This is a genomic window from Actinoplanes subtropicus, from assembly GCF_000721705.1.
GTDB classification, from domain to species: domain Bacteria; phylum Actinomycetota; class Actinomycetes; order Mycobacteriales; family Micromonosporaceae; genus Actinoplanes; species Actinoplanes subtropicus.
Genome location: NZ_JOJL01000027.1, coordinates 272,644 through 296,172, shown reverse-complemented (window position 1 = coordinate 296,172; position 23,529 = coordinate 272,644). Strand labels below are relative to the sequence as shown.

The following is a 23,529-nucleotide window of genomic DNA, read 5'->3' as shown; positions in this document are numbered from 1 at the left end:
GACTCGCCCATGCGGCGTCCGCGTCTCCCGGCGGTGTGGCATTCGGCGTGCCGATCACAGCGGCGGACCGTTTCGCAGCACCACCACGACGGTGGCGTCGTCCCGGTCGCGGGCGTGGTCACGGTGCAGCACGGCGGCGGCCACGGCCGGGTCGTGCGCCAGCAGCCGGGCATCGGCGGTCAGGTCGATGCGGCTGGTCAGGCCGTCGCTCCAGAGGACCAGAGCGGCCCCGGGCGGCCACGGATAGGTCAGGATCTTCACGCGCGGCGGCTCTTCGCGCAGGCCGAGCGTGCCGTTGAAGGACGTGATGCCGTGCTGGCCGCCGGCCTGCAGGAGCCGGGCGCTGACGTTTCCGACGGAGAGGCACCGCAGTTCGTCACGGCCGGGATCCAGCCGGCAGACCGCGATCCCGGCCCCGCGGGTGTGCCGCATCTCGGCATTGGCGCGGCGGAGATACGTGTCGAGGTCGTCGGGGTGCCCGGCGAGGACGTCGAGGGCCACATCGGTGGCGATCGAGGCGTTCGGGCCGTGACCGAGGCCGTCGACCACCGCTACGGTGAGCGCGCCCGCCGCTTCGAGGACGGTCCAGCCGTCGCCGCAGGGCTCGACGATGCCGACCGAGACACCGGCCCAGCGCCGGGGCGGCGGCTCGGCAGCGGAAGGATGGTGGCCGGCCATCATGACGGTGAGGACGACAGTGCCCCGCCCGGGGCGGCTGTGCACGTCGAAGACGGTGCTGGCGTGGCGGACCGCCGCGAGGCCGCGGCCCGTTCCGTTCGGTGTGCGGGTCCGGCCGGCGACGGCCGTGGCGACGTCCCGGATGCCCGGGCCGCGATCCACCGCGAGGATTTCCAGGCTGTCCGGCGGCAGCGGGCGGGCCAGGATCCACCCGCCCGGGGCGGCGTGCCGTACCAGGTTCGTCGCGAGTTCGGCGGCGGCCTGCTCGGCCACGGCGGCGAACCGCGCGTCGGCACCCAGCCGGTCGGCGTACCGCGCCACCGCATGCCGTACCGCATCGACGCCGGCGCTGCCGGTGACCACGAACCGTTGATGAGTCGGCTGCCGGACCGCGCCGTCGGTCAGCGGTCCCACTGACTGATCACCACCGTGGTACCGCGACCCGGCATCGAGTCGATGGTGAACTCGTCGACCAGCCGGCGGCTGCCCGGCAGCCCGATGCCGAGGCTGCCTCCGCTGCTGAAGCCGTCCCGCATGACCTCGTCCAGGTCGGCGATCCCGGGACCCTGATCGACGAACACGGCCCGCACCCCGCGACCGGCCCTGGTGGTGCACTCCTCGATCGTCACGGTTCCCTGCCCGCCGGTGGCGTAGCGCAGAATGTTGCGGGCGAGCTCGCTGCCCGCGGTGACCAGCTTGGTGGTCGCGGTCAGCCGGAGCCCGGCGCGCTCGGCGGCCGTCCGCAGCGCGGACCGTACGTCCAGCAGGTCCGACTCGCCGCTGATGACCACTACGGTCGCCACCATGCCGCCGCTCGGCGTCGGGTCAACCGCGATCGTCATGGCCGGCCCATCGACTCGCGTCGCCCTCGCGTAGCCGGCGCAACCTACCCATGCCCTGCTCGGCGTTCAGCGCCGTGTTCACGTGCCGCAGCGACACCCCCAGCTCCACCAGTGTGATCGCCACCGCCGGGCTGATCCCGACGAGGGTCGCGTCCGCACCCAGCAGGCGAACCATGCTGACCAGGCGGGCCAGCACCCGCGCGACGAACGAGTCGAGCACCGCGAGACCGCTGACGTCGACCAGCACGGCCCGCGCCGATGTCCGGGCCACCTGATCGGTGACCTCCTGCTCGATCTGCTCGACGGCCCGGTCGTCGAGGTCGCCCTGCAGGGTCACCAGCAGGTCCGGACCCATCCGCATGATGGGGACGACGTCAGGCATGCCGGCCGGCCAGGTCGGCTGCGTCCGCGCCGGCACGGACCAGCCGCAGGGCAAGTTGCAAGGCGTCCTTGAGACTGGTGCAGCTGCGCAGGCCGCCCAGCTCGATGCCCAGGTGGACCATCGACTGGGCGATCTCCGGGCGAATCCCGCTCAATATGCTGGCCGTGCCCATCAAGCGGGCGGCCTCCACCGTCTTGAGCAGATGCCGGGCCACGCCGCTGTCGATCGCCGGGACCCCGCTCACATCGAGGATCACCACCTCCGCCTGGTCCGCGGCGATGCGTTCCAGCAGGCTCTCGGTCAACCGGGCGGCGCGCACGCTGTCCAGCGTGCCGATCAACGGCAGGATCAGCACCTTGTCCCACACCTGGATCACCGGGGTGGACAGCTCGAGGATCTCGTCGCGCTGCCGCTGCACCAGTTGTTCCTGCTCGCGCCGCTCGGTCAGGTCGCGGGCCACCTTCACGAAGCCCGTCACCTCGCCCTGGTCGTCCAGGATCGGGCTGAGCACCACGTTCGCCCAGAACCGGGTGCCGTCCTTGCGGATGCGCCAGCCCTCGACCTCCAGGCTGCCGTCGCGGGCCGCACTGGCCATCTCCCGTTCGGCCATCGCCCCGCGCTTGTCCTCCTCGGTGTAGAACATCGACACATGGCGGCCGACCACCTCGTCCGCCACGTACCCGGTCAGCTTGACCGCGCCCGGATTCCAGGAACGCACCACGCCGTCCGAGTCGAGCCGGATGACCTCGTAGTCCGCGATCCCGTCGAGCATCTGCTGTCCCGCCCGCAACGCCAGGGTCTGCTCGCGCTGCTCGGTCAGGTCCGCGGTCACCTTCACGAAGCCGGTTACCGTCCCACCCGGCTCCCGGATCGGCGTGAGCACCACCGAGGCCCAGAACTGACTGCCGTCCTTGCGGACCCGCCATCCCTCGGTCCCGTACCGGCCGGTCTCCGCCGCGGCTCGCAACTCGGCGTCGGCCTTGCCCTCGACGATGTCCTCCTCGGTGTAGAACAGCGTGACCGGTTTACCGATGGCCTCCTCGGCGGTGTACTGGGTCAGCAACTGTGCACCCGGATGCCAGCTCGAGATGACGCCCTTCTCGTCGAGCCGGATCACCTCGTAGTCGACGATGCTGTCGATCATCTGACGGAAGTGGGCCGGTTCGTCCCCGACGGCCACCACCTGATCCTTTGCCACGGCAACGCCCCCGTCACCCGCACCACACGCGGAGATCAACCATCGCTCGACCCAACTCTAGGACGGGGCCTGAACCGCCAACCGCTTTTCGGCAAGAGCCGGCGAAAATCCGACCTGACTGACGACGCGGAGCAATCGAACGCTGTGGCCGCCCTGATGTACTGCCCGCCCACACCTACGACGCCGCGGATGATCGAATGAGAGCCCACCGGTGCCGGGGCGGAGAGCCTTGAGTGGGAGATTCCAGGAGACGGTGCGTGACCCGCCGGTGCGGTTGCGGGAGCGCCCGCCCGAGCCGCCCGGCGGGAACTCAGGCCCGTGCCTCAGCTGCGGGCGTGTGCCGGCGGAGGCGTCGTTCAGTTCCGGTGCCGCACCACCGCCACCGGGCAGCCGGCGTGGTCGACGAGGTGCAGACCGACCGAGCCGAGCAGCAGGCCGGTGAAGCCGCCGTGGCCACGGTTGTCGACCACGACCAGTTGGGCCGTTCCGGACCGGTCCGCGAGCACCCGGCGCGCGGATCCTTCCCGTACATAGTGGAGGACACACAGGCTGGGATACTTCTCGTGGATGCCGCCGAACGCCATTGCATCGCCTGGTCTTCGATGTGCGGGGCGCGAGGCGCCGCCCGAGCTCTTCCCGCGCGGTGGCGTCCTGCTCCAGGTGGGTGATCACGGCGGCCAGGACGGGTGTGCCGGCGTCGGTGTCGTCCACGCCGGCGACGATCCGGCCGTCGGCAGGTCTTACGGGATCAGGACCAGGCGGGCCGGGACGCGGCTGGCCAGGACGTCCTCGATGGCCTGGTTGACCTCGGCCAGCGGGCGGGGCTCGTGGAAGACCCGGGTACGGCCGGCGGCGTGCAGCCGGAACACCTCGGCGAGGTCGGCGCGGGTGCCGACGATGGAGCCGATGACCCGGATGCCCTTGAGCACGGTCTGGAAGATCGGCAGCGCCATGGCGTTGTCCTTGGGCAACGACACCAGCACGAGGCGGCCGCCGCGGCGCAGCGAAGCGTGTGCCTGCTCGAGCACCTTCGGGCTGGCGGCCAGGACCACGGCGACGTCGGCGCCGCCGAGGGCCTCGATCGCGGCGACCGGGTCGGTGGTGGCGGCGTTGACCGTGTGGGCGGCGCCGAGCTGCTTGGCCAGGGCCAGCTTCTCCTCGGTGACGTCGACCGCGACGGTCTCGCCGCCGAAGATCTGCGCGTACTGCTGGGCCAGGTGGCCGAGCCCGCCGATGCCGAAGATGGCGACCCGGTCGCCGGGGGTGACCCCGCCGACCTTGACGGCCTTGTAGGTGGTGACTCCGGCGCAGGTCAGCGGTGCGGCCTCGACCGGGTCGATGCCGGCGGGCACGGCGACCGCGTAGTTCGCGTCGGCGACGAGGTACTCGGCGAACCCGCCGTCGACCGAGTAGCCGGTGTTCTGCTGGGACTCGCACAGGGTTTCCCAGCCGGTGAGGCAGTAGTCGCAGGTGCCGCAGGCGTGGCCGAGCCAGGGGACGGCGACCCGGTCGCCGACCGCGTGCAGGGTGACACCCGGCCCGGTCTTGGTGACGATGCCGACGCCCTCGTGGCCGGGGATGAACGGCGGGTTCGGCTTGACCGGCCAGTCGCCCTGGGCGGCGTGGATGTCGGTGTGGCACAGGCCGCTCGCCTCGATGCGGACCTGGATCTGGCCGTCGCCGGGTTCCGGGACCGGCACGTCGGTGATGGCGAGGGGCTGGTCGAAGCTGGTGACCACGGCAGCGCGCATGATGTTTTCTCCTTCTCTCTGATCAGGTCCCAGCCTTGCCGCTGACACCGCTGCCGATCAGGGCCGAAAGACCCGTACCCGCCGGGCCCCAGGTCATCCGGGGATGACGGTCGACCCGCTACGCGAGCGTGGGCAAGTAGGGAACGATGTTCGGCATGCGGCACTACACGGCAGATCTGTACACGCCGGCGGGTATCCGCGGCACGGTGGCGGCCTACGGGCACTACGGGCGGCCGGTGCTGGTGTTCCCGTCCGAGGGCGGGTATGCGACCGAGTTCGCCGACCGGGGCATGGTGGCGGCGGTCGAGGGCCTGATCGACGCCGGCCGGGTCAAGCTGTACTGCGTCGACTCGTTCGACGGCGGGACCTGGTCGGCCGTCGACCTTCCGCTGGAGGAGCGGGCCCGGCGCCACGGTGCGTACGAGTCCTGGATCCTCGACGCCGTCGTGCCGCACATCCGGGCGGACACCGGCGACGGCGCGGAGATCGTCACGGCCGGGTGCTCACTGGGCGCGTTCCACGCCCTCAACTTCGCCTTCAAGCGGGCCGACCTGTTCCCGCTGGCGCTCTGCTTCTCCGGCAACTACGACCCGGCCACCTGGCGCGGCTGGGGCGAGCAGGGCGACGCGCTCTACTTCAACAATCCGATGGCGTACGTCGGGAATCTGCACGGCGATCATCTGGAGTGGCTGCGTTCGCGGCTGTCGATCCTGCTCGTCTGCGGCCAGGGCCAGTGGGAGGACACCACCGGCTCCCTGGCGTCGACGCGGCGCATGGCGGAGCTGCTGGCGGCTTCCGGCGTACGCCACGAATGGGATCTCTGGGGCTATGACGTCCCGCACGACTGGCCGTCCTGGCGCGCCCAGTTCGCTCACCACCTGCCGCGCTTCTGTTAGCCCCGGCCCTTCGAGCGTCCGGCACGGGACATCCGGTCGGTGCGCCAGAGCGGCATCACCCGGCCGGTCACGAAGGCGGCAACCCGTACCGGTTTGTCCCGTCGGGGGCCGGCCCGGTCCGGCCGTATCGGCGGGACCGGGCCGGTGCGGACGCCAAGCGGCCGGTCGACGGGCTATCGTGCGCAGATCCCGTAGACGATCACATCCCATGCGGAAGTGGTGTCGGTGTCGTTGTGGGCCGTCCCGGTGAGGAACGTCGGGGTGATGTTGTTGGGCTGCAGGTTGATCGCGTTGCCGGGCACATCCGCCCAGATCGCACTGCTGGCCAGGCGGTAGCCGCTCGGGCAGGTGACGGTGACCTTCTTGGTGACGGTGTTGTCGATCGCGGTCTGGTCGGTCACCTGCTCGACGTCGGTGAAGTTGTTGGTGGTCACGCAGATCGCGAACGCGGTCGCGCTCCACGAGCCGGCGAACCCGTCGACGTCCTCGATGCCGCCGGCGTCCATCCTGCTGGGGAAGGATCCCTGGCTCTGGCTCACGAGTTGCACCTGGCCGGCGCCGCCGTCGATGCGGCCGCCCGTCCCGATCACCTGCTTGCCGCCCGGGCACGAGGCGGACGCCGTCTTGAACGTGTCGGAGTTGGTGGGCGTGACGGCGGTGACCAACTGCCATCCCGGCGCGGCGGTCGAACAGTAGGCGAAGGCCAGGAGCTGCCAGGTGGCTGAGGTGCCGACCTGGTCGAACTGGGCGCTCACCCGGTAGCTGTCGGTCGTTCCGGTGATCGGCTGAAGTTGGGTGACGACGATGTGCGTACCGACGACGGTGAATCCGCCGCCGAGCACGCGGGGGTTGGATGCCGGGCAGGCGGCGGTGACGGTCTTGCTCGCCCCGGCGCTGAATCCCGACGCGACCTCGACGACCTTGATGCTGCCGACCGGGATCGTGGTCGCGGCGGCCGGCGTCATCCCGGCGGCTTGGACGACCGCGGCGACCATCAGCGCCGAGGCCGCGCCGATCGCGAGAACGGCGCGCCGGCGGAACCGGACAGCTTTTCGCGGGCGGGTATCGGAATTCGGACAGTTGGTGTGCATGGGGCTGCCTTCCCGTTGTCGGCGTGGTTCGCCGCGGTTGCGTTCAGGCTGCTCGGGACCCCTGGAACGGGACGGGAACGGCACTAGAACGCGGCGGTACTGGAAGGTCTTGGACACGGTGATCGTCAATATGCTGGCGGGATGCGAGTGCGACTGCTCGGCAGCGTGGACGTCGTCACAGGGGACCGCGTGACTCCGATTCCCGGCGTACGCCGCCAGGCTGTTCTGGCCATGCTGGCACTGCGCCCGGGCACGGTTGTCGACAAGGAACTGTTGATCCACGCGGTCTGGAACGGAGCCCCGCCGCCGACCGCGGCGGCGACCGTGCAAAGCCACGTTTCGTACCTGAGAAAGTGCCTCGGCGACCGCGACGCCATCGAATACCGCGCCCCCGGTTACCGGTGCGCGGTGCCGACCGATGTGGCGCGGGCCGAACAGTTGATCGACGCGGCGGCCCGGGAGCCGGCCCCGGCCGGGCGGACCGGGATGCTGCGGACGGCCCTGGGGCTGTGGCGCGGACCGGCGCTCGCCGAGCTGGCCGGGTTGACCGGGTTCGACGAGGCCAGGGCGTGGCTCGCCGAGCTCCGCGACCGGGCCACGGCACTTCTGATGGAGGCGCGAATCCGGTTGGGTGAGCACGCCGAGGTGCTGCCCGAGTTGGAGCGGCTGGCGCGGGAGCGCCCCTTCGACGAGCGGTTGCAGGGGCACCTCATCGTCGCGTTGTACCGCGCCGGGCGGCAGGCCGACGCGCTGGCGACCTACCAGCGGCTGCACGAGGTCCTCGGCGACGAGCTGGGCGTCGACCCCGGACCCGAGCTTCGCGACTTGCAGACCGCCATCCTTCGGCACGATCCGGCCCTGCGGCACGATCCGGCGCTACGAGCGTGGCCCGAGTCCTCGCCGGCGGTCCGTCGCGCCCCCGCCATGGTGCCGGCCGAACTGCCCGCCCCGCCTGTGGCGTTCACCGGCCGGCTCGCCGAACTGACCCTCCTGGACACGATCTCCGGGCAGGAGGGCCTGCCGATCGCGGTCGTCGCGGGCCTGGCCGGGGCCGGCAAGACGACCATCGCGGTGCACTGGGCACATCGCGTGCGCGACCGCTTCCCGGACGGTCAGCTCTTCGTCGACCTGCGGGGGTTCGCCCCCGGCCCGCCGGTACGCCCGCTCGACGCGCTGTCCGGCTTCCTCGGCTCCCTCGGCGTGCCACCGCAGCAGGTCCCGGTCCAGCTCGACCGGGCCGCCGCGCTGTACCGGACGCTGGTGGCGGGGCGCCGCCTGCTCATCATGCTCGACAACGCGCGGGACGCGGAACAGGTCCGCCCGCTCCTTCCGGGCGAGCCGGGCTGCTTCGTGCTGGTCACCAGCCGGGACCGGCTCGGCGGGCTGGTCGCCCTGGACGGTGCGCGGCCGGTGCCGGTCGGCACGCTCGACCCCGCCGACAGCACCGAGTTGCTGAGCCGGTTGCTCGGCGGCGCCCGGGTGACCGCCGAGCCGGGACGCGCGGCGGAGCTGGCACAGGCCTGCGGCTTCCTACCGCTGGCCCTGCGGATCGCCGCGGCCACCTTGCTCTGGCAGCCGGACCTGCCGATAACGGCACTCGTGCACCGGCTCCGCGCCGACACGCTGCGTACGCTCGCCGTCGACGGGGACGCGCAGGCCGGTGTCGCGGCCGCGCTGGATGTCTCGTACACGGCCCTGCCGGAGTCGTCCCGGCGGGTGTTTCGCCTGCTGAGCCTGACCCCCGGCGGAGAGGTCAGCGTTCCGGCCGCGGAGGCGCTGGCCGGACCGGATACGGCCGGGGAGCTTGGCCGGCTCGCCGCGGTGCACCTGATCGCACCGGCCGGCGACCGATTCCGGCGGCACGATCTCGTGCAGGCGTACGCGGTCCGGCTGAGCCTCCGCCAGGACCCGGGCCACGTCCGGGCGGCCGCCCGCCGTCGCCTCTACGACTGGTACCTGCGGCAGGTCGACGCCGCGGGCGCCCTGCTCTACCCGCACATGCTGCGCATGTCGCCGCCCTCGGGTGACCCGGCGGCGTTCGCCGGCCACCCCGCCGCGTACGCCTGGCTGGACGCCGAACGCGCCAACCTCGTGGCGGCGATCCGCGAGGGCGCCACCAGCGACGCCGACGACCTGCGCCGCGTTGTCTGCCGGCTCGCCGACGGCCTGCGCGGCTACTTTCAGTTGCGGCGGTACGTCGCCGACTGGCTGGCCGTGGCCGAGACCGCGCTGGTCGCGGCTACCGGCCTCGGGGACGCCCGCGCCGAGGCCGCCGCCGAGCTCAGTCTCGGCACCGCACACCGCTGCATCGCGGACCACGAGGCCGCCCTCGAGCACTATGCCGAGGCGCTGCGGCTGTCCCGCGCCACCGGTTGGCACGAGGCGGAGGCCACCCTGCTCGGCAATTTGGGTATCGTGCTGCACGCCCAAGGCCAGTTGGACACCGCCGCCGACCGCCTGACCGAGGCACTGGAGGTGGACCGCCGGACCGGCCGGCGCGCCGGCTACGCCAACAACCTCGGCAACCTCGCCGCCGTCCTGCTCGACCGGGGCCAGCATCGCCGGGCGATCGCCTGCTACGAGCAGGTGCTCGACCTGAACCGCCGCTCCGGCAGCCTGCACGGCCAGGCCCTGGCCCTGACCGGCCTCGGCCGCGCACACCGGGAGCTGGGGCGGCTCGCCGAGGCGGAGGCCTGTCTGGCCGAGGCACTGCGGCACAGCACCGCGATCGGCGACCGTGACGGCCTCGCGGCCGTCCACATCGTGCTGGCCGGGGTCGAGGCGGACCGTGGCCGGACCGGCCTCGCGGGCGGCCACGCGGAGGCGGCGCTGGCGCTGGCGCGCGATGTCGCCGACCCGCGCACCGAGGCGCTCGCGAGGATTGCGCTGGGGGCGGTTACTCCCGACCCCGCGGGGCTCTACCGCAGTGCATGGGAGCTGGCGGGCAGCGCGGGCGTCCCGCGTACTCAGGTCGAAGCCCTGCTCGGGCTGGCCGAATCCGCCCTGTCCGGCGGCGACCCGCGGGAGGCAGCGCGACACGCCCGGATCGCGGTGCGGGACGCGGCGCGGATCGGCTACGACGCCGGGCGGCTACGGGCGGCCCGGTTGCTCGCACTCCTCGGCGAGGACGAGGACCACGTGCGAAGCCTGCCGGGTTCGCCGGCGGCCGCAACCGACCGGGTCGGTCGATGACTCGACGACCCGCCGGGCCGGCGTGCCATTTTCTTGGTCGATTCAAGAAAACGCGAACCGGTTGCCGAGACCGGCCGTAGCAAGGGCAGGCTATTCCAGGGACAGGGAGTACGTACGATGACTGATCTCCAAACGTTCCATCTGCCCACGTCGGTCGCGAGGACGCGGGCCACCGTAGATCTGGGGCACGACCTGATCCGCGCCTGGCAGTCGGACGGGATCTTCCAGGTCGCGGCCGACCCCGCGCAGCGGGAGACGACGCGAACGGCGATCGCGGCGAGCTGGCGCTTCTTCCGGGCGCCGCTCGAGGTGAAGGCGCAACACGTCAGCGATCTGACCTACAGCGGCTACATCGCATCGGGCGAGGAGGTGACGGCGGGAGAGGCCGACTACTCGGAGATCTTCACGGTCTGCCCGGACATCCCGCTCGACGATGCCCGGGTGGAGGCGCGGTGGCCCTGCCACGGGCCGGTGCCGTGGCCGGACGACGACTACCGGGCGCGCATGCGGGCGTTCATGGGCATGCTCGGTTCGATCGGCGAACGGCTGCTGCGCTTGGTGGCGCTGGGGCTGGATCTTCCCGACATCGACGCGCTGACCAGGTACACCGCCGACGGCTGGCACCACATGCGGGTCCTGCGTTTCCCGGCGCGGTCGGAGCAGACCGCGCGCGGCATCGGCGCACACACCGATTACGGCATGCTCGTCATCGCGGCCCAGGACGACGTGGGCGGGCTCTACATCCGGCCGCCGGTCGAGGGGGAGAAGCGCAACCGGAACTGGCTGGCGAGCGAGAGCTCGGCCGGTATGTACGAGAACGAGGAGCCGTGGACCTTCGTGGCGCCCGTTCCCGACGTCTTCACCGTCTTTCCCGGCGACATCCTGCAGTTCCTCACCGGCGGCCTGCTGCTGTCGACGCCGCACAAGGTGCGGCTCAACACCCGGGAGCGCTTCGCGATGGCCTACTTCCACGAGCCGAGCTTCGTGAGCACGGTACGCCCGCTGTTCGGCCCGGCGAACGACGAGACCATCCACTACGGCACGCACTTCACGAACATGTTCGTCCGCTGCTACCCGGACCGGATCACCACCCGCCGCATCCTGGCCGAGGACCGCCTCGCCCTGCTCACCGCCCTGGCGGAAGACTGAACGCCGTCAGGTGCGCCGGGCCGGCCTCGGCCGGGTTCCGCGAAGGGACTTCGTTCCGTTGAGCGGTAACCGCTGGGCGGCGAACCGGCCGGTAGGGTGCCGCCGGGTTCGAGGACGGGGAACGTCTCGTCCTCGAACCCGTGCCGGTCGTGGTAGATGCCGCTGACGGCGCACGGCTACCTGTACGACATCCCGTACCGCGAGTTCATCCTGCTACGTACGGTCGAATCAGCGGGACCGGATCGCTCAGCGCGACCCAACTTCCGGTCCGGGGCGGCGGGTGAGGACCTGCGGGCCCTTCTCGGTGATGGCGACCGTGTGCTCCGAGTGGGCCGTCCGCGACCCGTCGGCCGAGCGGATCGTCCAGCCGTCCTTGTCGAACTTGATTTTATCGGTGGTGGCGCAGAACCACGGCTCCAGCGCGACCGTCAGCCCCGGCTGCAGCCGGATCCCGCGGCCCGCGCGCCCGTCGTTCGACACGTGCGGCGACTCGTGCATGGTGCGCCCGACGCCGTGCCCGCCGAACTCGAGGTTCACCGGGTAGCCGTACTCCCGGGCCACCCCGCCGATCGCCGCCGAAATATCGCCCATCCGGGCGCCCGGCTGGGCCGCCTCGATCGCGGCCTCCAGCGCGACCTCGGTGGCCTCGATCAGCTTCAGGTCGGCCGGGTCGGGCGTGCCGGCGATCACCGACACCGCCGAGTCCGCCACCCAGCCGTCGATCGCGACCGCCATGTCGATGCTGAGCAGGTCGCCGTCGCGCAGCCGGTAGCTGTGCGGCAGGCCGTGCAGCACCGCGTCGTTGACCGACAGGCAGAGCACGTTGTGGAACGGGCCGTTGCCGAAGGAGGGCGCGTAGTCCCAGTAGGACGACTCGGCGCCGCGCTCCTTGATCCGGCCGCGGGCGTGGTGTTCGAGGTCCATCAGGTTGACCCCGACCTCGGTGAGGCCGGCCAGCTCGGCCAGCAACTCGCCGACGAACCGCCCGGTCACCGCCATCCGGGCGATCTCGTCCGGTTCCTTGAGCTCGATCATGTGACCCCTCCTCAGCGGTATAGGTATACCACTGCGCCGGAAGGGGCCTATGCTGCTCCCTGTGAACCGCCCACCGCTGAGCCCCGACCAGATCGCCGCCGGCCGTCGTCTCGGCGTCGCGCTGCGGGCCGCGCGGGGCGACCGCAGCCAGGCCGAGATCGCCCTCGCCGCCGGCATCTCGCCCGAGACCCTGCGCAAGATCGAGGGCGGCCGCCTGCCCACCCCCGCCTTCGGCACCGTCGTCTGCCTCAGCGAGGTGCTGGGCGTCCCGATCGGCGAACTGGCCGAGATCTGGCTGACCGCCACCCCCGAAACCGTCGGGCGGTAAGTCGCGCTGGGCGTTCCGCTCCCGCAGCCTTGACCGTACGAGCGACAGACGAGTCCCGGCGTGCCCGGACCGCTGGGTGCGACACCGGCCCCGACTCCGGCCGCCGGGCGCGCCCGGCCCAAGACCACAAGGGGCCCCGGCGGCGAGGAGCCGCGGGTCCTCACTCGCCCTCGGGCCGGCCGCCGGCAAGGTGTTCGCCGGCGTCCTGGTACGCCTGCGCGGCCCGGGTGAAGTAGTCGAACAACGTCTCCAGCTGCTCGGCCGAGTACCCGGCCAGGATCTCGCCGATCTTCTGCCGGGCGGGGGCCAGCACCCGGTCCAGCTCCGCCGGCCGGCCGACCGGTTCGACGATCACCTTGCGGCGGTCGCCCGGATCGGGGCTGCGCTTGACGTAGCCGGCCGCCTCGAGGCGGTCGATCAGCCGGGTGGTGGGGCCGGTCGTCAGGCCGGTGCGGGTGCCGAGTTCGCCGGGGGTCATCGCGCCGGACAGTTCGAGGATGTTGAGCGCGTACAGGTCGGTGGCGCCCAGGTCGCAGGCCTTGGCGCCGGCCTGCCCGTGCAGCAGCACGGCGCTGAGGTAGCGGCGGTAGATCCGGCCGGCGTCCGGCGGCATTGACACGGCATCCTCCGTAAATTAATCTCTTCCTCAGAGAAGAGAAATCTTCGAGGCAGAAGCTTCTTCAATGAAGATACCGTACGGGGAGGATGTCATGACCGACGACACCGCTATCCGCGCCGTCATCGAGCGCAGCCAGGACGCGTGGAATCGCGGCGACGGCGCCGCCTACGGCGCCTGCTTCACCGCGGACGCCACCGACGTCACGTTCGCCGGCACCGTCTATCACGGCGGCGCCGAGATCGGCCGCGCCCATCAGGCGCTGTTCGACAGCTTCCTGAAGGGCACGCGCCTGCTCGTCGAAATCCTCGAAGTGCGCCGCTACGGCGCCGGCGCGGCCGTGGTCCTCACCCGGGGTGAGTCCGCCAAGGGCGGGTCGGCCAAGCTCGGCAAGCTCGCGACGTACACCGTCGTCCGCGACGGCGACGGCGAGTGGCGCATCGCCGCGGTGCAGAAGACTCAGCGCAAGCCGCTGATGGAGGCCATCTCGTTCAAGTTCCAGCCGGCCACCCGGCCGGCGGCCGCGCCGCGCTAGCCCAGTTGTCTCAGGTGTCCTGAAGCTGGATTGCCGCGGCCGGGCAGTACATCTCGCTCTGCCGGACGAGGTCGTGGTGCTCCGGCGCGGGTTCTTCGTCCAGGACGACGCCGACGCCGTCGGATTCGCGCTGGCTGAAGACTTCCGGCGCGGTCAAGGCGCACTGGCCGGAGGAAACACACTTCTCCGTGTCGATGGTGACCCTCATCTGATCGTCCCTTCCCTTCGCGGTGTCGGCGGCCCGGGCGGGTCACAGCAGGACCGGCACGCTCTCGACTCCGCCGGCGAGTCGGTTCCTGCGGACCGCGATGTCGCCGATGCCGACGGCAAGGCGCATGGCGGGGAATCGGCGGAACAGCGCGGGGAACACGGTGCGCAGTTCGGTACGGGCGAGGTTGGCTCCGATGCACACGTGGGCGCCGTGACCGAAGGCGACATGGACATTGGGTGACCGGTCGGGATCGAACTCGTCCGGGTCGCTGAAGACCGAGGTGTCGCGGTTGGCCGCGTCGGTGGCGACGAGCACGGCGTCGCCGCGCCCGATGCGGACTCCGCCGATCTCGACGTCCTGGTGGGCGTAGCGCAGCAGCCCGCCGGTGTTGCTGGTGGCCGAGAGCCGCAGCAACTCCTCGACGGTCCGGTCCACCTGCCCGTCGGGGTCGGCCACGAACCGGTCGCGGCGGCGCAGGTCGCTGAGCAGGAACAGCGTGCCCAGCGCGATCCGGGTCGAGGTCGTCTCGTGGCCGGCGAACAGCAATCCCGCGGCGAGCCGGGCGAGATCCTCGTTGGTGAACGTCGGATCGTCCGCCTGCACGGCGACCAGGTCGGAGATGACGTCCGGCTGCGGATCGTGCCGTTTCGCCTCGGCCAGTCCGGACATGTAGGCCATGAACTCGTGCATGGCCCGCTCGCTGTCGTCGCGGCCGTCGAGAAGCGCGATGCGTTCGGACAGCTGGCGGAAATGCGCCCGATCGGCGAACGGAACCCCGAGCAGCTCGCAGATCACCAGGACCGGCAACGGAAAGGCCAGCAGTTCGGTCAGATCCACCGGCTCACCGGGGTGCGCGTCGTGTGCCGCCTGCATGGCGTCGAGACAACCGTCGGTCAATGTCTTGATGTGGTCGCCCAGCGCCCGCATGCGCGGCGCGGAGAACGCGGGGGCGAGCACCCGGCGCATCCGCTTGTGCTCGCGCTCCTCCGTGTCGTGATTCCCGCTCGGGCCGGCCAGCAACGCCGCATACGAAATGCGCGACGCCTGTTCCGGAGCGGGGTGCGAGCGACCGAAACGGTTGTCGCGGAAGACCTCGCGGACGTGCTCGTACGAGGTCACCAGCCAGGCCGGATCACCGGCCGGGGTCAGTACCCGGGTCACCGGCGCCCGGCCGCGCAACTCGGCGTACAGCGGAGCGATCTCCAGTGCGTTACCACGGTCGAACGGCAGGCGGGGTGCGGCGTTCTCGATAGCGGTCATGACCTTCCTCCGGGGTCGGTGTCTGAGTGCACGGCAGAACGCAACTCGTCCAGCCATGCCCGCTCCTGGGTGAACCGACGGCCGATCTCGTAGAGCACCGCGCGGCTCCACGGATCCGCCTGGCCCGCCGCGAGGGCGCTCAGGCGCAGGTGTTCCGCGGCGATGGCGCACTCCCTCGTGTCCAGCACGACGGCCCGTTCGTCGTCCCGCAGCCAGCTGAAGTTGCCCACTCTGGCCAGGAACTCCGCATCGTTCAGCGCCAGTTCCTCGGGGAAGTCGGCGAGCATGTCGTGAAACATCTCCCGCCCGACGGCGGTGATCGCATACACGTGCCGGGGTGGCTTCGTGTCCCGGTCCTCCGCGTTGCGGATCACCGCGCCGGCGTCGACGAACCGCCGCAAGGTGGGATAGAGGGAGTTGTTCGACAAGGTGTGCCCGGTCGACGCCTGCACCACTCTTCGCAGCTCGTAGCCGTGCAACGGCCCGGCGGCGAGATGCGAGAGCAGCAGGATCTCGGTCCACATCTATGTCAGCGTAACCTATTGCATCGTGAACATAAAACCACTAAACGTGACGAAGTTGGGCCTGAGTTCCGCGTCGCGTCAGCCCGCGAGGGGGAACGGCGCCGGGATCACCAGCTCCACATTGCGGTCGGTGAGGGCGCCGCGCCGGCCGTCGACGCCGGGGGTGGGGCGGGCGCGGGACTGCCAGTCGTTGCCGGCCAGTTCGCGGGAGAGCGAGGCCAGCCCGAGCACCTCGGTGGTGGGCCAGGTGCAGGCCGGGGGAGCGGCGGTGTCGACGACGGTGGCGAAGACCGAGAGGGTGCCGTCGCGGTTGTCGGCCAGTTCGACCAGGCGGGCCTGCTGCGGCCAGTCGATCAGCGAGGCCGTGGCGATCTCGTAGAAGCCACCGGGGACCGCCGCGGCGGGTGGGCGGGTGTGCGCGGTGACGCCGTTGATGTGGGTGTGGCCGTTGACCCAGAGGATCGCGTTCGGATAGCGCAGCAGCAGATCCCGTACGGTGTGACCGAGCACCCGGTCGTCCCCGAACCAGCTGTCCATGGTGGCCACGGTGTGATGGCTGAACAGCACGAAGAGCCGGTCGGGGACGTCCTGCCGGACGGCCTTGCCCGCCTCGTCCAGATAGCGGCGGCTGCCGGCCTTCAGCTCCGCCTCGAGCCAGGCGAACTGCTGGCGGTCGAGGGAGCCGTTCGCGCCGCCGAAGCCGTTGACGGTGTCCAGTGCCAGGCAGCGCACCGGGCCGGCGTCGAAGGCGTAGTAGGCGGTGCCGTCCTTGAGGTTCGCGTCGGTGAAGCCGTGACCGTTCGGGGCGCCGTGCGTGGTGAAGTGCTCCTGGACCGTCTCCTTGCGAGAGACGAGGCGGCGGGCCGGATCCGGGGTGATGTCGCGGACGACCGCGCCCTCGACGTGCTGGAGAACCGTGGCGTCGGCGCGGAGGAAGCCCTCGAGGACCTTCGCGAGGTCGGCCGGGTTCGGCAGCTCGACGATCTTGTCGTCGCCGGTGGCCAGCGCGCTCGACTCGGGCAGCCGGGGGAGGTTGCCCTGGATCAGCCCGTCGTGGTTGCCGTAGCAGGCGTACCACGGCATCTTCAGGCCGGCCGCGGGCAGCTCCGCGCGGGCGGCGTCGAGCAGGCCGGGCGCGGTCGGGAAGCCCCACGTGGCGCGCGCCTGGTCGTCGGCCTGGCCGGGCGGGGTGCCGTCCGGGTGCCAGTAGTGCACGTCGTAGTGCACCAGGTCGGCGACGCCCTCCCACTTGGTCACGTCGCCGGAGTCGGGGCGGACCGGGCCGCCGTCCAGCACGTCGATATACCAGCGCAGCTCGTTGTGCTGGCAGTTGTCGCAGCTGTCGCCGGTCACCACGGCGAAGGCCGGCCGCTGCCCGAAGGCCGGGCCGACGAGCTCGTTCACCGCCCGTACGGCCGCGTCGGCGACCTGCACGCTCAGCATCTCCTGCGGCCGGTACGCCCCGCTGATCCGGTCGAAGCCGCCGAACAGCGACCCGGGGCCGGCGAACCGGTCGAGATATTCCACGCGCGCGGGTGACTGCGCGTCGACGATGTGGATGTCGGTCAACTGCGCAAAGGACACGACCGGCGTACGCGGGCCGGACGGTTGCGCGGCGCCCGGCGCGAGGTCGAGGCGCCGCAGGTACGGCTCGCCCGGCCCCGGCACGATCGGCCGGTACCCGCCGCGCCCGGCGGGCCCCAGCAGCAGCGTCTGCGCGAGCGTCGTCCCGGCCGGGGCGGCGGGCTGCAGCGAGCTCTGCCCGGGCAACGGCACCGGACCGGGTTTGTCGTGATGGAACAGTCCCAGGAACCACCGCCAGAGCCACATGCGAGCAGGTTATGCACCGCCCCTTGACTCGTCCAGAGAGGACGGCAATGCTTTGGGAGCGCTCCCATTCACCCACGTCGATAAAGGGGACTGCCGTGCTGCCGCGAAGATTCCTGCTCGCCGTCCTGCTGGTGCTCGTCGGCGTCGTCGCCGCGGCGCCGCCCGCGCAGGCCGCCGGCCCGGTGCGGATCATGCCGCTCGGGGACTCCATCACGGCCGGGCCCGGGTGCTGGCGGGCCAAGCTGTGGCACCGGCTGCAGACGTCCGGATACACCAACATCGACTTCGTCGGTACGCAGTCCGACGGCGGCGGCTGCAACCCCGGCTACTCGTACGACTTCGATCACGAGGGGCACGGCGGCTACTCGGCCACCGGGATCGCCGGCAACGACCAGCTGCCGCCGTGGCTGGCCGCCGCCCGGCCGGACGTGGTGCTCATGCACCTGGGCACCAACGACATGTGGGGCGGCTACATCCCGCTGGCGGACAAGCTGACCGCCTTCACCAAGCTGGTCGGCCAGATGCGCGCCCAGAACCCGGCCATGAAGATCGTCGTCGCCCAGATCATCCCGATGAGCGCGGCCGCGTGCAGCACCTGCCCGGCCGATGTGGTGGCGCTCAACAACGCGCTCCCGGCGTGGGCGGCGGGCCTCACCACCGCCCAGTCGCCGATCGTCCTCGCCGACCTGTGGACCGGGTACGACGCGGTCGCCGACAACGTCGACGGCGTCCACCCGAACGACACCGGCTTCCAGAAGATGTCCGACGCCTGGTACCCGGTGGTGGCGCGGGTGCTGGGCGGCACCACGCCCACGACCCCGCCGACGACGCCGCCCACCACGACTCCCACGACGCCACCCACCACTACGCCCACGACGCCGCCCACCACGGCTCCCACAACGCCGCCCACGACCGCGCCGGCCGGTGCCTGTACGGCGACCTACCGGGTGGTCTCGCAGTGGACCGGCGGCTTCCAGGGCGAGGTGACCGTGGCCAACGGCTCGGCGTCGACCTCGGCCGGCTGGACCGCGACGTTCGGCTTCGCCAACGGCCAGACCGTCAGCCAGGCGTGGAACGCGACCGTCACCCAGTCCGGCGCGACGGTGACCGCCCGCAACGCCGACTGGAACGGCCGCCTGGCGCCCGGCGGAACGGCGACCTTCGGCTTCCTGGCCTCGTCGGCCGCCACCAACACCGTCCCGGCCGGCCACCAACACCGTCCCGGCCGTGACGTGCGCGCTGGCCTAGCCCGAGCGCACCCTGCCCTTGCCTGGGCCGCCACCAACACCGTCCCGGCCGAGACGTGCGCGCTGGCCTAGCCCGAGCGCACCCTGCCCTTGCCTGAGCGCACCTGCCCTTGCCTGAGCGCACCTGCCCCTTGCCTGAGCGCACCCCTGGCTCGGGCCGGGCGGTCACGCGGGCTCGGACGAACGGGGGAGGGGGCGGTGCAGGCCGGTAGCAAAGCGCTTCCGGCTGCGGACGGCGACCGCTCGAACACGTAGCGTGGTGGTCGCGGGCCACGGACGGCCGCCCCCCGAGACTCCCCACCGAAGGGCCTATCCGTGCTGCACCGTTTCCCCCGGCGTACCGTCGCCGTGGCCGCCGCCGTCGTGGCCGCCCTGACCGTCTCGACCCCGGCGATGGCCGCCGGCAGGCGGCCGAAGCCGCAGAAATTCACCGTGCAGGGCCTGGTCGTCGCCTCCACGCCGAAGACGCTGCGGGTGCTCACCCGCCAGCTCAAGGTCGGCAAGGCCAGCCTGCCGGCCAACACGGTGGTCACGGTGAAGCGGCCGGCCGGCAAGGGCAAGTCGAGCGCCAGCCTGGTCGGGTACACCGTGACGATCAGCGGCAGCGCGGCGAAGTCCGGCAAGAGCCTGACGCTGGTGGCCAGCAGCGAGGTGGCGCAGCCGCAGCCGGCCGAGGTGTTCCTCGGCGTGGTGAGCGGGGTGACGGCGACCGGGCTGACGCTCGACGAGACGTCGGCGGCCGGCGGGGAGGACTTCGGCGACGACCAGAACACGCTGACCGTCGACACGTCGGCGGCGACCGTCGCGGTGGACGGCGCCGCGGGGACGGTCGCCGAGGACGAGTTCGTGATCGTCCTGGGGGAGCGCGACGGCACCAACGTCGTCGCGGCGACCGTCGACGCCTACACGACACCCCCGATCGCCGAGGCGGGCGACATTTCCGATATTTCCGGCAGCGTGGTCACGCTCGGCAACGAGTGGGGCGACGGTGGCGACGACGGAAATAACGGAAATGTCGGAAATGGCGACGAAGGCAACGGCGGCGGGCACGACGGCGACCGGGGTAACGACGGCCGGGGCAACGGCAACGAGGGCAACGGCAACGAGGGCAACGGCAGTCGGCACAACGGCAACCGGCACGGCGGTAACACCACCGCGGCCGACGAGCCGGACCCGACCGCCACGGACCCCACCGACGGCACCGACCCGAGCGACGGCACCGACCCGAGCGACGGCTCCGACCCCGGGACCGACCAGCCCACCACCGTAGACCTCACGAGCGTGCCGATCGTCCTCAACGGCCGCTCCACCGTCGACGTCTCCACCCTGACCACCGGCGAGCGCATCGTCGTGCTCGGCGAGACCGACGCCACCACCGACGCCTTCACCCCGCAGATCGCGTTCGCCTTCAACGGAGAGGACCGCCGCCCGGCGACCCACCGGCACCACCACGGGGACTGAGCGGCCGGTGGAACGGGAACGCCAGCGTGGCCCGGATCGCCGTGCCGGTCAGCAGCATCACCAGCCGGTCCACGCCGAGCCCCAGCCCGCCAGTCGGTGGCATCGCGTACTCCAATGCGGTCAGGAACGCCTCGTCGAGCTGCATCGCCTCCAGATCGCCGGCCGCGGCCTTCAGCGACTGGGCGGTGAGCCGTTCGCGCTGCTCGACCGGGTCGATCAGCTCCGAGTACGCGGTGCCCAGCTCCATTCCGAACGCGACCAGGTCCCACCGTTCCGCCAGCCGCGGGTCGGTGCGGTGGGTGCGGGTCAGCGGCGACGTCTCCAGCGGGAAGTCGGTGTAGAAGGTCGGGTACGTCGTCTGCTTCTCCACCAGCGTGTCGTACAGCTCCACGACCAGCTCCCCGGCCGTCGCCTCGGCCGGGGCGTGCACGCCGTGCCGCTCGCAGACCTCGCGGACCCTCGAGACCGGCGTGGCCGAGTCCAGCTCCGCCCCGGCCGCCCGGCTGACCGCCTCGTGGACCGTCAGCACCGGCCACGGCGCACTCAGGTCGACCAGCCCCTCGGGCCGCAGGGCGATCGGCCGCCCGTGCACCGCCGTGGCCACCTCAAGCACGATCTCCCGGGTCAGCTCCCGCATCGAGTTGTAGTCGCCGTACGCCTCGTACGCTTCCAAGGAGGTGAATTCCGGGTTGTGGGTGGCGTCCACGCCCTCGTTCCGGAAGTTGCGGTTGAGCTCGAAGACCCTCTTCATCCCGGCCACGCAGAGCCGTTTCAGGTAGAGCTCGGGCGCGATCCGCAAATACAGTTCCATGTCGTACGCGTTGATGTGGGTACGGAACGGCCGGGCCGCCGCGCCACCGTGCACCGCCTGCAGCATCGGGGTCTCCACCTCGGCGTACCCCCGTACGGCAAACGCATCACGCAAGGCTTTCACCGCGGCACTCCGGTCTCGCAGCACCTGCATGGCGTCCTGATTGACCAGCAGGTCGAGGTGGCGCTGGCTGAGCCGGGCCTCCGGATCGGTGAAGCCGGAGTGCAGATCGGGCAGGGGGCGCAGGCACTTGGCGGCCATGGTCCAGTCGTCGACGAGGACGGAGAGCTCGCCGCGGCGGGAAGCGATCACCTCGCCGGTCACGCTGACGTGGTCGCCGAGGTCGACCGTCTGCCGCCACCGGTGCGCGACCGCCGGCGGCGTCGCGTCGTCGGTGAGCATGGCCTGCAACGTGACCGGGCCGTCCTGCAGCACCGCGAAGAGCACGCCGCCCAGATCGCGCAGCGCACGGACCCGGCCGACCACCGAGACCCGCTCGCCGGTGCGCGCGTCCGGCTCGATCGTCAGATGCGCCGCCCGCACCTCGGCGAGCGAGGAGGTGTGCGGCACCGAGACCGGATACGGCTCGTGGCCGAGCTTGATCAGGCGCTCGGTCTTCTCCAGCCGGGCCCGTTGCTGCTCGCTGAGCCGGCGCTGGGGCCGCGGCGGCCGCAGCAACTCCTGCTCCTGGGCCCGCACGACGTCGACGATCTCGCCGCCGCGATCCGGCGCCGGCGGGGCGAACGACGGCAGGAAACCCTCGGCGATGCCGGCGGCCAGCGCGGCGCGGCTGAGCGTGAGCGAGGAGTCGAAGCAGAGGAACCGCGGATACCAGGCGGGCACGTATTTGGCGTTGGCCCGGTAGAGCGACTCCAGCTGCCAGAACCGGGACGCGACCGAGAGCACCGCGTCGCTGAGCCGGGTCACCGGGCCGGCGCCGACGCTGTCCGCCGAGCTGAACACCGAGCGGAACATCGCGAAGTTCAGCGAGATCCGGCGGATGCCGAGGTCGGGACAGGCGGCCATGAGCTCGGCGACCATGAACTCGGTGAGGCCGTTCTCGGCCTTCCGGTCGGCGCGCATCAGGTCGAGCGAGAGGCCGCGGACGCCCCATGGGACGAAGGTGAGCAGCCCGCGGATCCGGCCGCTGGGGTCGCGGGCGGTGACCACGACGCAGCGTTCGTCGGCCGGGTCGCCGAGCCGGCCGAGCGCCATCGAGAAGCCGCGCTCGGTCTCGTCCCCGCGCCAGGCGGCCGCGAGCTCGTCCAGTTCGGCCAGTTCGGCGGCGCCGATCGTGGCCTGCCGGCGGACCTGGCCGGTGTAGCCGGCGTCGCGGACCCGGGTGACCGCCCGCCGGACCGGGCTCATGATCTTGCCCTGCAGCGTGAACGCGGCCGTCTCGAGGATGGCCTCATCGCCGATGGTGAGGGCTTTCAAACCGCTTTGCACGTACGCGCGGGCGCCCTCCTCACTCGCCGAGAGCACCGCCGGGAACCAGCCGTGCCGGCGCGCCTCGGCCCGCCACGCGTCGATCGCCGCCCGCCACGAGCCGGGATGGCCGATCGGGTCGGCGCTGGCCATGCTCACCGAGGCGACGACCCGGTAGGTGACCGCCGCCCGCCCGTCCGGCGAGAAGATCACCGACTTGTCCCGGCGGGTCGCGAAGTAGCCCAGCGAGTCCTGTTCGCCGTCGGTCAGCAGCATCCGGCGTACGCGCACCTCGGCCTCGGCGGTCATGTACTGCGCGGCGCGCGCCGAGCGCAGGAAGACGCTGATCGCGCCGAAGAGGACGAGCGCGGAGATGGTCGAGGCGACGATCGCCTCCCAGTGGTGTCCGTGGTGCTGGTGCAGCCCGACGGTGCCGCCGGCCGTGTCCAGGCCGAGGGCGGTGCGGCTGGCCCAGAGCGCGCGCTCGCCGGCGCCGCGCAGGCTGTGCGGGAACAGCCAGGTCAGGCCGAAGGCGAGCGCCCAGGACGCGGCCAGCCCGGCGGCCAGCACGGCCAGCGCCGTGCGCCGGGAGGCGTGCGCCAGCCGGGCCGGGAAGGCCGCCCGGGCCCGCCACAGCAGGACCGTGACGGTCAGGCCGATCGGAACGGCCACCACGGTGAGCACCAGCACGGCGCGGGAGACGTCGAGGTCGACCTCCGCCGGGTCGTTCCAGTAGGCCAGGCCGAACGCCGCCGTGATGACATCCTCCAGCGTGGCCAGCACCTGGTAGACCAGCAGCAGGTAGTACGCGGCCCGCAGCCGGCGCCGCAGGGCGCTGCCCAGTACCAGCATCGCCGCGGCGATGAACAGGTTCGGCTCGGCCGGGATGTTGAACAGGCCGAAGGCGTAGTCGACCCACCAGGTCCAGTGGAACGAGCGCAACGGAAAGCTGATGAGGACCCAGATGCCGGCGAGGGTGACCAGGCGTCCGGGCCATGCTGCGAAGCGGTCGCGCCACCCGTGCGGACCCATTTCTGTGCGAACCACAAGGAGACGTTAGCCAG

Annotated in this window: 21 protein-coding genes; 7 read left to right on the top strand and 14 right to left on the bottom strand. The window is 71.7% G+C overall.

What is annotated here, in order from left to right; genetic code table 11:
• Positions 1–54: 54 nt before the first annotated feature.
• From IH26_RS0134815 to adhP, 6 genes are all read right to left on the bottom strand, one after another.
• Positions 55–1,092: a SpoIIE family protein phosphatase gene (locus IH26_RS0134815; protein ID WP_051809072.1), complete on the bottom strand. Its 1,038-nt coding sequence runs from the start codon at positions 1,090–1,092 to the stop codon at positions 55–57.
• On the bottom strand, positions 1,080–1,520 hold the full coding sequence (locus IH26_RS0134810) for an anti-sigma regulatory factor (RefSeq protein ID WP_157437539.1): 441 nt from the start codon (positions 1,518–1,520) through the stop codon (positions 1,080–1,082). The genes IH26_RS0134815 and IH26_RS0134810 overlap by 13 nt, the downstream gene beginning before the upstream one ends.
• Positions 1,504–1,881 carry an STAS domain-containing protein gene (locus IH26_RS0134805; protein WP_211268805.1) on the bottom strand — a complete coding sequence of 126 codons (378 nt, stop codon included), beginning with the start codon at positions 1,879–1,881 and terminating at the stop codon, positions 1,504–1,506. The genes IH26_RS0134810 and IH26_RS0134805 overlap by 17 nt, the downstream gene beginning before the upstream one ends.
• A 13-nt stretch (positions 1,882–1,894) precedes the next feature.
• The gene (locus IH26_RS54365) at positions 1,895–3,100 is read right to left on the bottom strand and encodes a PAS domain S-box protein (RefSeq protein ID WP_051809070.1); all 1,206 of its coding nucleotides are present in this window, start codon (positions 3,098–3,100) and stop codon (positions 1,895–1,897) included.
• Between the two features lie 356 nt (positions 3,101–3,456).
• Positions 3,457–3,684 (bottom strand): universal stress protein, encoded by a 228-nt coding sequence (locus IH26_RS64055; RefSeq protein ID WP_051809067.1) that lies wholly within the window; start codon positions 3,682–3,684, stop codon positions 3,457–3,459.
• Between the two features lie 156 nt (positions 3,685–3,840).
• On the bottom strand, positions 3,841–4,851 hold the full coding sequence (gene adhP, locus IH26_RS0134790) for an alcohol dehydrogenase AdhP (protein ID WP_030440508.1): 1,011 nt from the start codon (positions 4,849–4,851) through the stop codon (positions 3,841–3,843).
• 155 nt (positions 4,852–5,006) lie between these two features.
• Here adhP and IH26_RS0134785 point away from each other — a divergent pair, with 155 nt between their 5' ends.
• On the top strand, positions 5,007–5,747 hold the full coding sequence (locus IH26_RS0134785) for an esterase family protein (protein ID WP_030440507.1): 741 nt from the start codon (positions 5,007–5,009) through the stop codon (positions 5,745–5,747).
• Positions 5,748–5,920: 173 nt separating this feature from the next.
• Here the strand turns inward: IH26_RS0134785 and IH26_RS0134780 are convergent, their stop codons facing one another.
• Positions 5,921–6,838 carry a hypothetical protein gene (locus IH26_RS0134780; protein ID WP_030440506.1) on the bottom strand — a complete coding sequence of 306 codons (918 nt, stop codon included), beginning with the start codon at positions 6,836–6,838 and terminating at the stop codon, positions 5,921–5,923.
• A gap of 141 nt (positions 6,839–6,979) precedes the next feature.
• Here IH26_RS0134780 and IH26_RS0134775 point away from each other — a divergent pair, with 141 nt between their 5' ends.
• The gene (locus IH26_RS0134775) at positions 6,980–10,030 is read left to right on the top strand and encodes an AfsR/SARP family transcriptional regulator (protein WP_084599316.1); all 3,051 of its coding nucleotides are present in this window, start codon (positions 6,980–6,982) and stop codon (positions 10,028–10,030) included.
• Between the two features lie 117 nt (positions 10,031–10,147).
• Complete coding sequence (locus tag IH26_RS0134770) at positions 10,148–11,179, top strand: 2-oxoglutarate and iron-dependent oxygenase domain-containing protein (RefSeq protein ID WP_030440504.1); 1,032 nt, start codon at positions 10,148–10,150, stop codon at positions 11,177–11,179.
• 246 nt (positions 11,180–11,425) lie between these two features.
• Here IH26_RS0134770 and map read toward each other — a convergent pair whose 3' ends face one another.
• Entirely contained in the window at positions 11,426–12,214 is a 789-nt protein-coding gene (gene map, locus IH26_RS0134765; RefSeq protein WP_030440503.1) for a type I methionyl aminopeptidase, read from the bottom strand.
• Between the two features lie 61 nt (positions 12,215–12,275).
• On the opposite strand from map, the gene IH26_RS0134760 reads away from it, so the two are divergent.
• Positions 12,276–12,542, top strand: coding sequence for a helix-turn-helix domain-containing protein (locus tag IH26_RS0134760; protein WP_030440502.1), 267 nt, complete (start codon positions 12,276–12,278; stop codon positions 12,540–12,542).
• Positions 12,543–12,702: 160 nt separating this feature from the next.
• Here the strand turns inward: IH26_RS0134760 and IH26_RS0134755 are convergent, their stop codons facing one another.
• Positions 12,703–13,155, bottom strand: a complete 453-nt coding sequence (locus IH26_RS0134755) for a MarR family winged helix-turn-helix transcriptional regulator (RefSeq protein ID WP_030440501.1) — start codon at positions 13,153–13,155, stop codon at positions 12,703–12,705.
• A 97-nt stretch (positions 13,156–13,252) separates the two neighbouring features.
• On the opposite strand from IH26_RS0134755, the gene IH26_RS0134750 reads away from it, so the two are divergent.
• Positions 13,253–13,693 (top strand): SgcJ/EcaC family oxidoreductase, encoded by a 441-nt coding sequence (locus tag IH26_RS0134750; RefSeq protein ID WP_030440500.1) that lies wholly within the window; start codon positions 13,253–13,255, stop codon positions 13,691–13,693.
• Between the two features lie 10 nt (positions 13,694–13,703).
• On the opposite strand, the gene IH26_RS0134745 is transcribed toward IH26_RS0134750, so the two are convergent.
• The 4 genes from IH26_RS0134745 to IH26_RS0134730 form a co-directional block, all read right to left on the bottom strand.
• Positions 13,704–13,901: a ferredoxin gene (locus IH26_RS0134745; RefSeq protein WP_030440499.1), complete on the bottom strand. Its 198-nt coding sequence runs from the start codon at positions 13,899–13,901 to the stop codon at positions 13,704–13,706.
• 42 nt (positions 13,902–13,943) lie between these two features.
• Positions 13,944–15,164 carry a cytochrome P450 gene (locus tag IH26_RS0134740; RefSeq protein WP_030440498.1) on the bottom strand — a complete coding sequence of 407 codons (1,221 nt, stop codon included), beginning with the start codon at positions 15,162–15,164 and terminating at the stop codon, positions 13,944–13,946.
• The gene (locus tag IH26_RS0134735; RefSeq protein WP_030440497.1) at positions 15,161–15,688 is read right to left on the bottom strand and encodes a PadR family transcriptional regulator; all 528 of its coding nucleotides are present in this window, start codon (positions 15,686–15,688) and stop codon (positions 15,161–15,163) included. Before IH26_RS0134735 ends, IH26_RS0134740 begins: the two co-directional genes overlap by 4 nt.
• A 78-nt stretch (positions 15,689–15,766) precedes the next feature.
• The gene (locus IH26_RS0134730; RefSeq protein WP_051809063.1) at positions 15,767–17,518 is read right to left on the bottom strand and encodes a TIGR03767 family metallophosphoesterase; all 1,752 of its coding nucleotides are present in this window, start codon (positions 17,516–17,518) and stop codon (positions 15,767–15,769) included.
• Positions 17,519–17,613: 95 nt separating this feature from the next.
• Between IH26_RS0134730 and IH26_RS0134725 the strand changes: the two genes are divergently transcribed.
• Complete coding sequence (locus tag IH26_RS0134725; protein ID WP_245665779.1) at positions 17,614–18,837, top strand: cellulose binding domain-containing protein; 1,224 nt, start codon at positions 17,614–17,616, stop codon at positions 18,835–18,837.
• Between the two features lie 243 nt (positions 18,838–19,080).
• Positions 19,081–20,226 (top strand): hypothetical protein, encoded by a 1,146-nt coding sequence (locus IH26_RS56400; protein WP_030440494.1) that lies wholly within the window; start codon positions 19,081–19,083, stop codon positions 20,224–20,226.
• Here the strand turns inward: IH26_RS56400 and lysX are convergent.
• Positions 20,174–23,497 (bottom strand): bifunctional lysylphosphatidylglycerol synthetase/lysine--tRNA ligase LysX, encoded by a 3,324-nt coding sequence (lysX, locus tag IH26_RS0134715; RefSeq protein ID WP_051809061.1) that lies wholly within the window; start codon positions 23,495–23,497, stop codon positions 20,174–20,176. The genes IH26_RS56400 and lysX overlap by 53 nt on opposite strands.
• Positions 23,498–23,529: the final 32 nt, after the last annotated feature.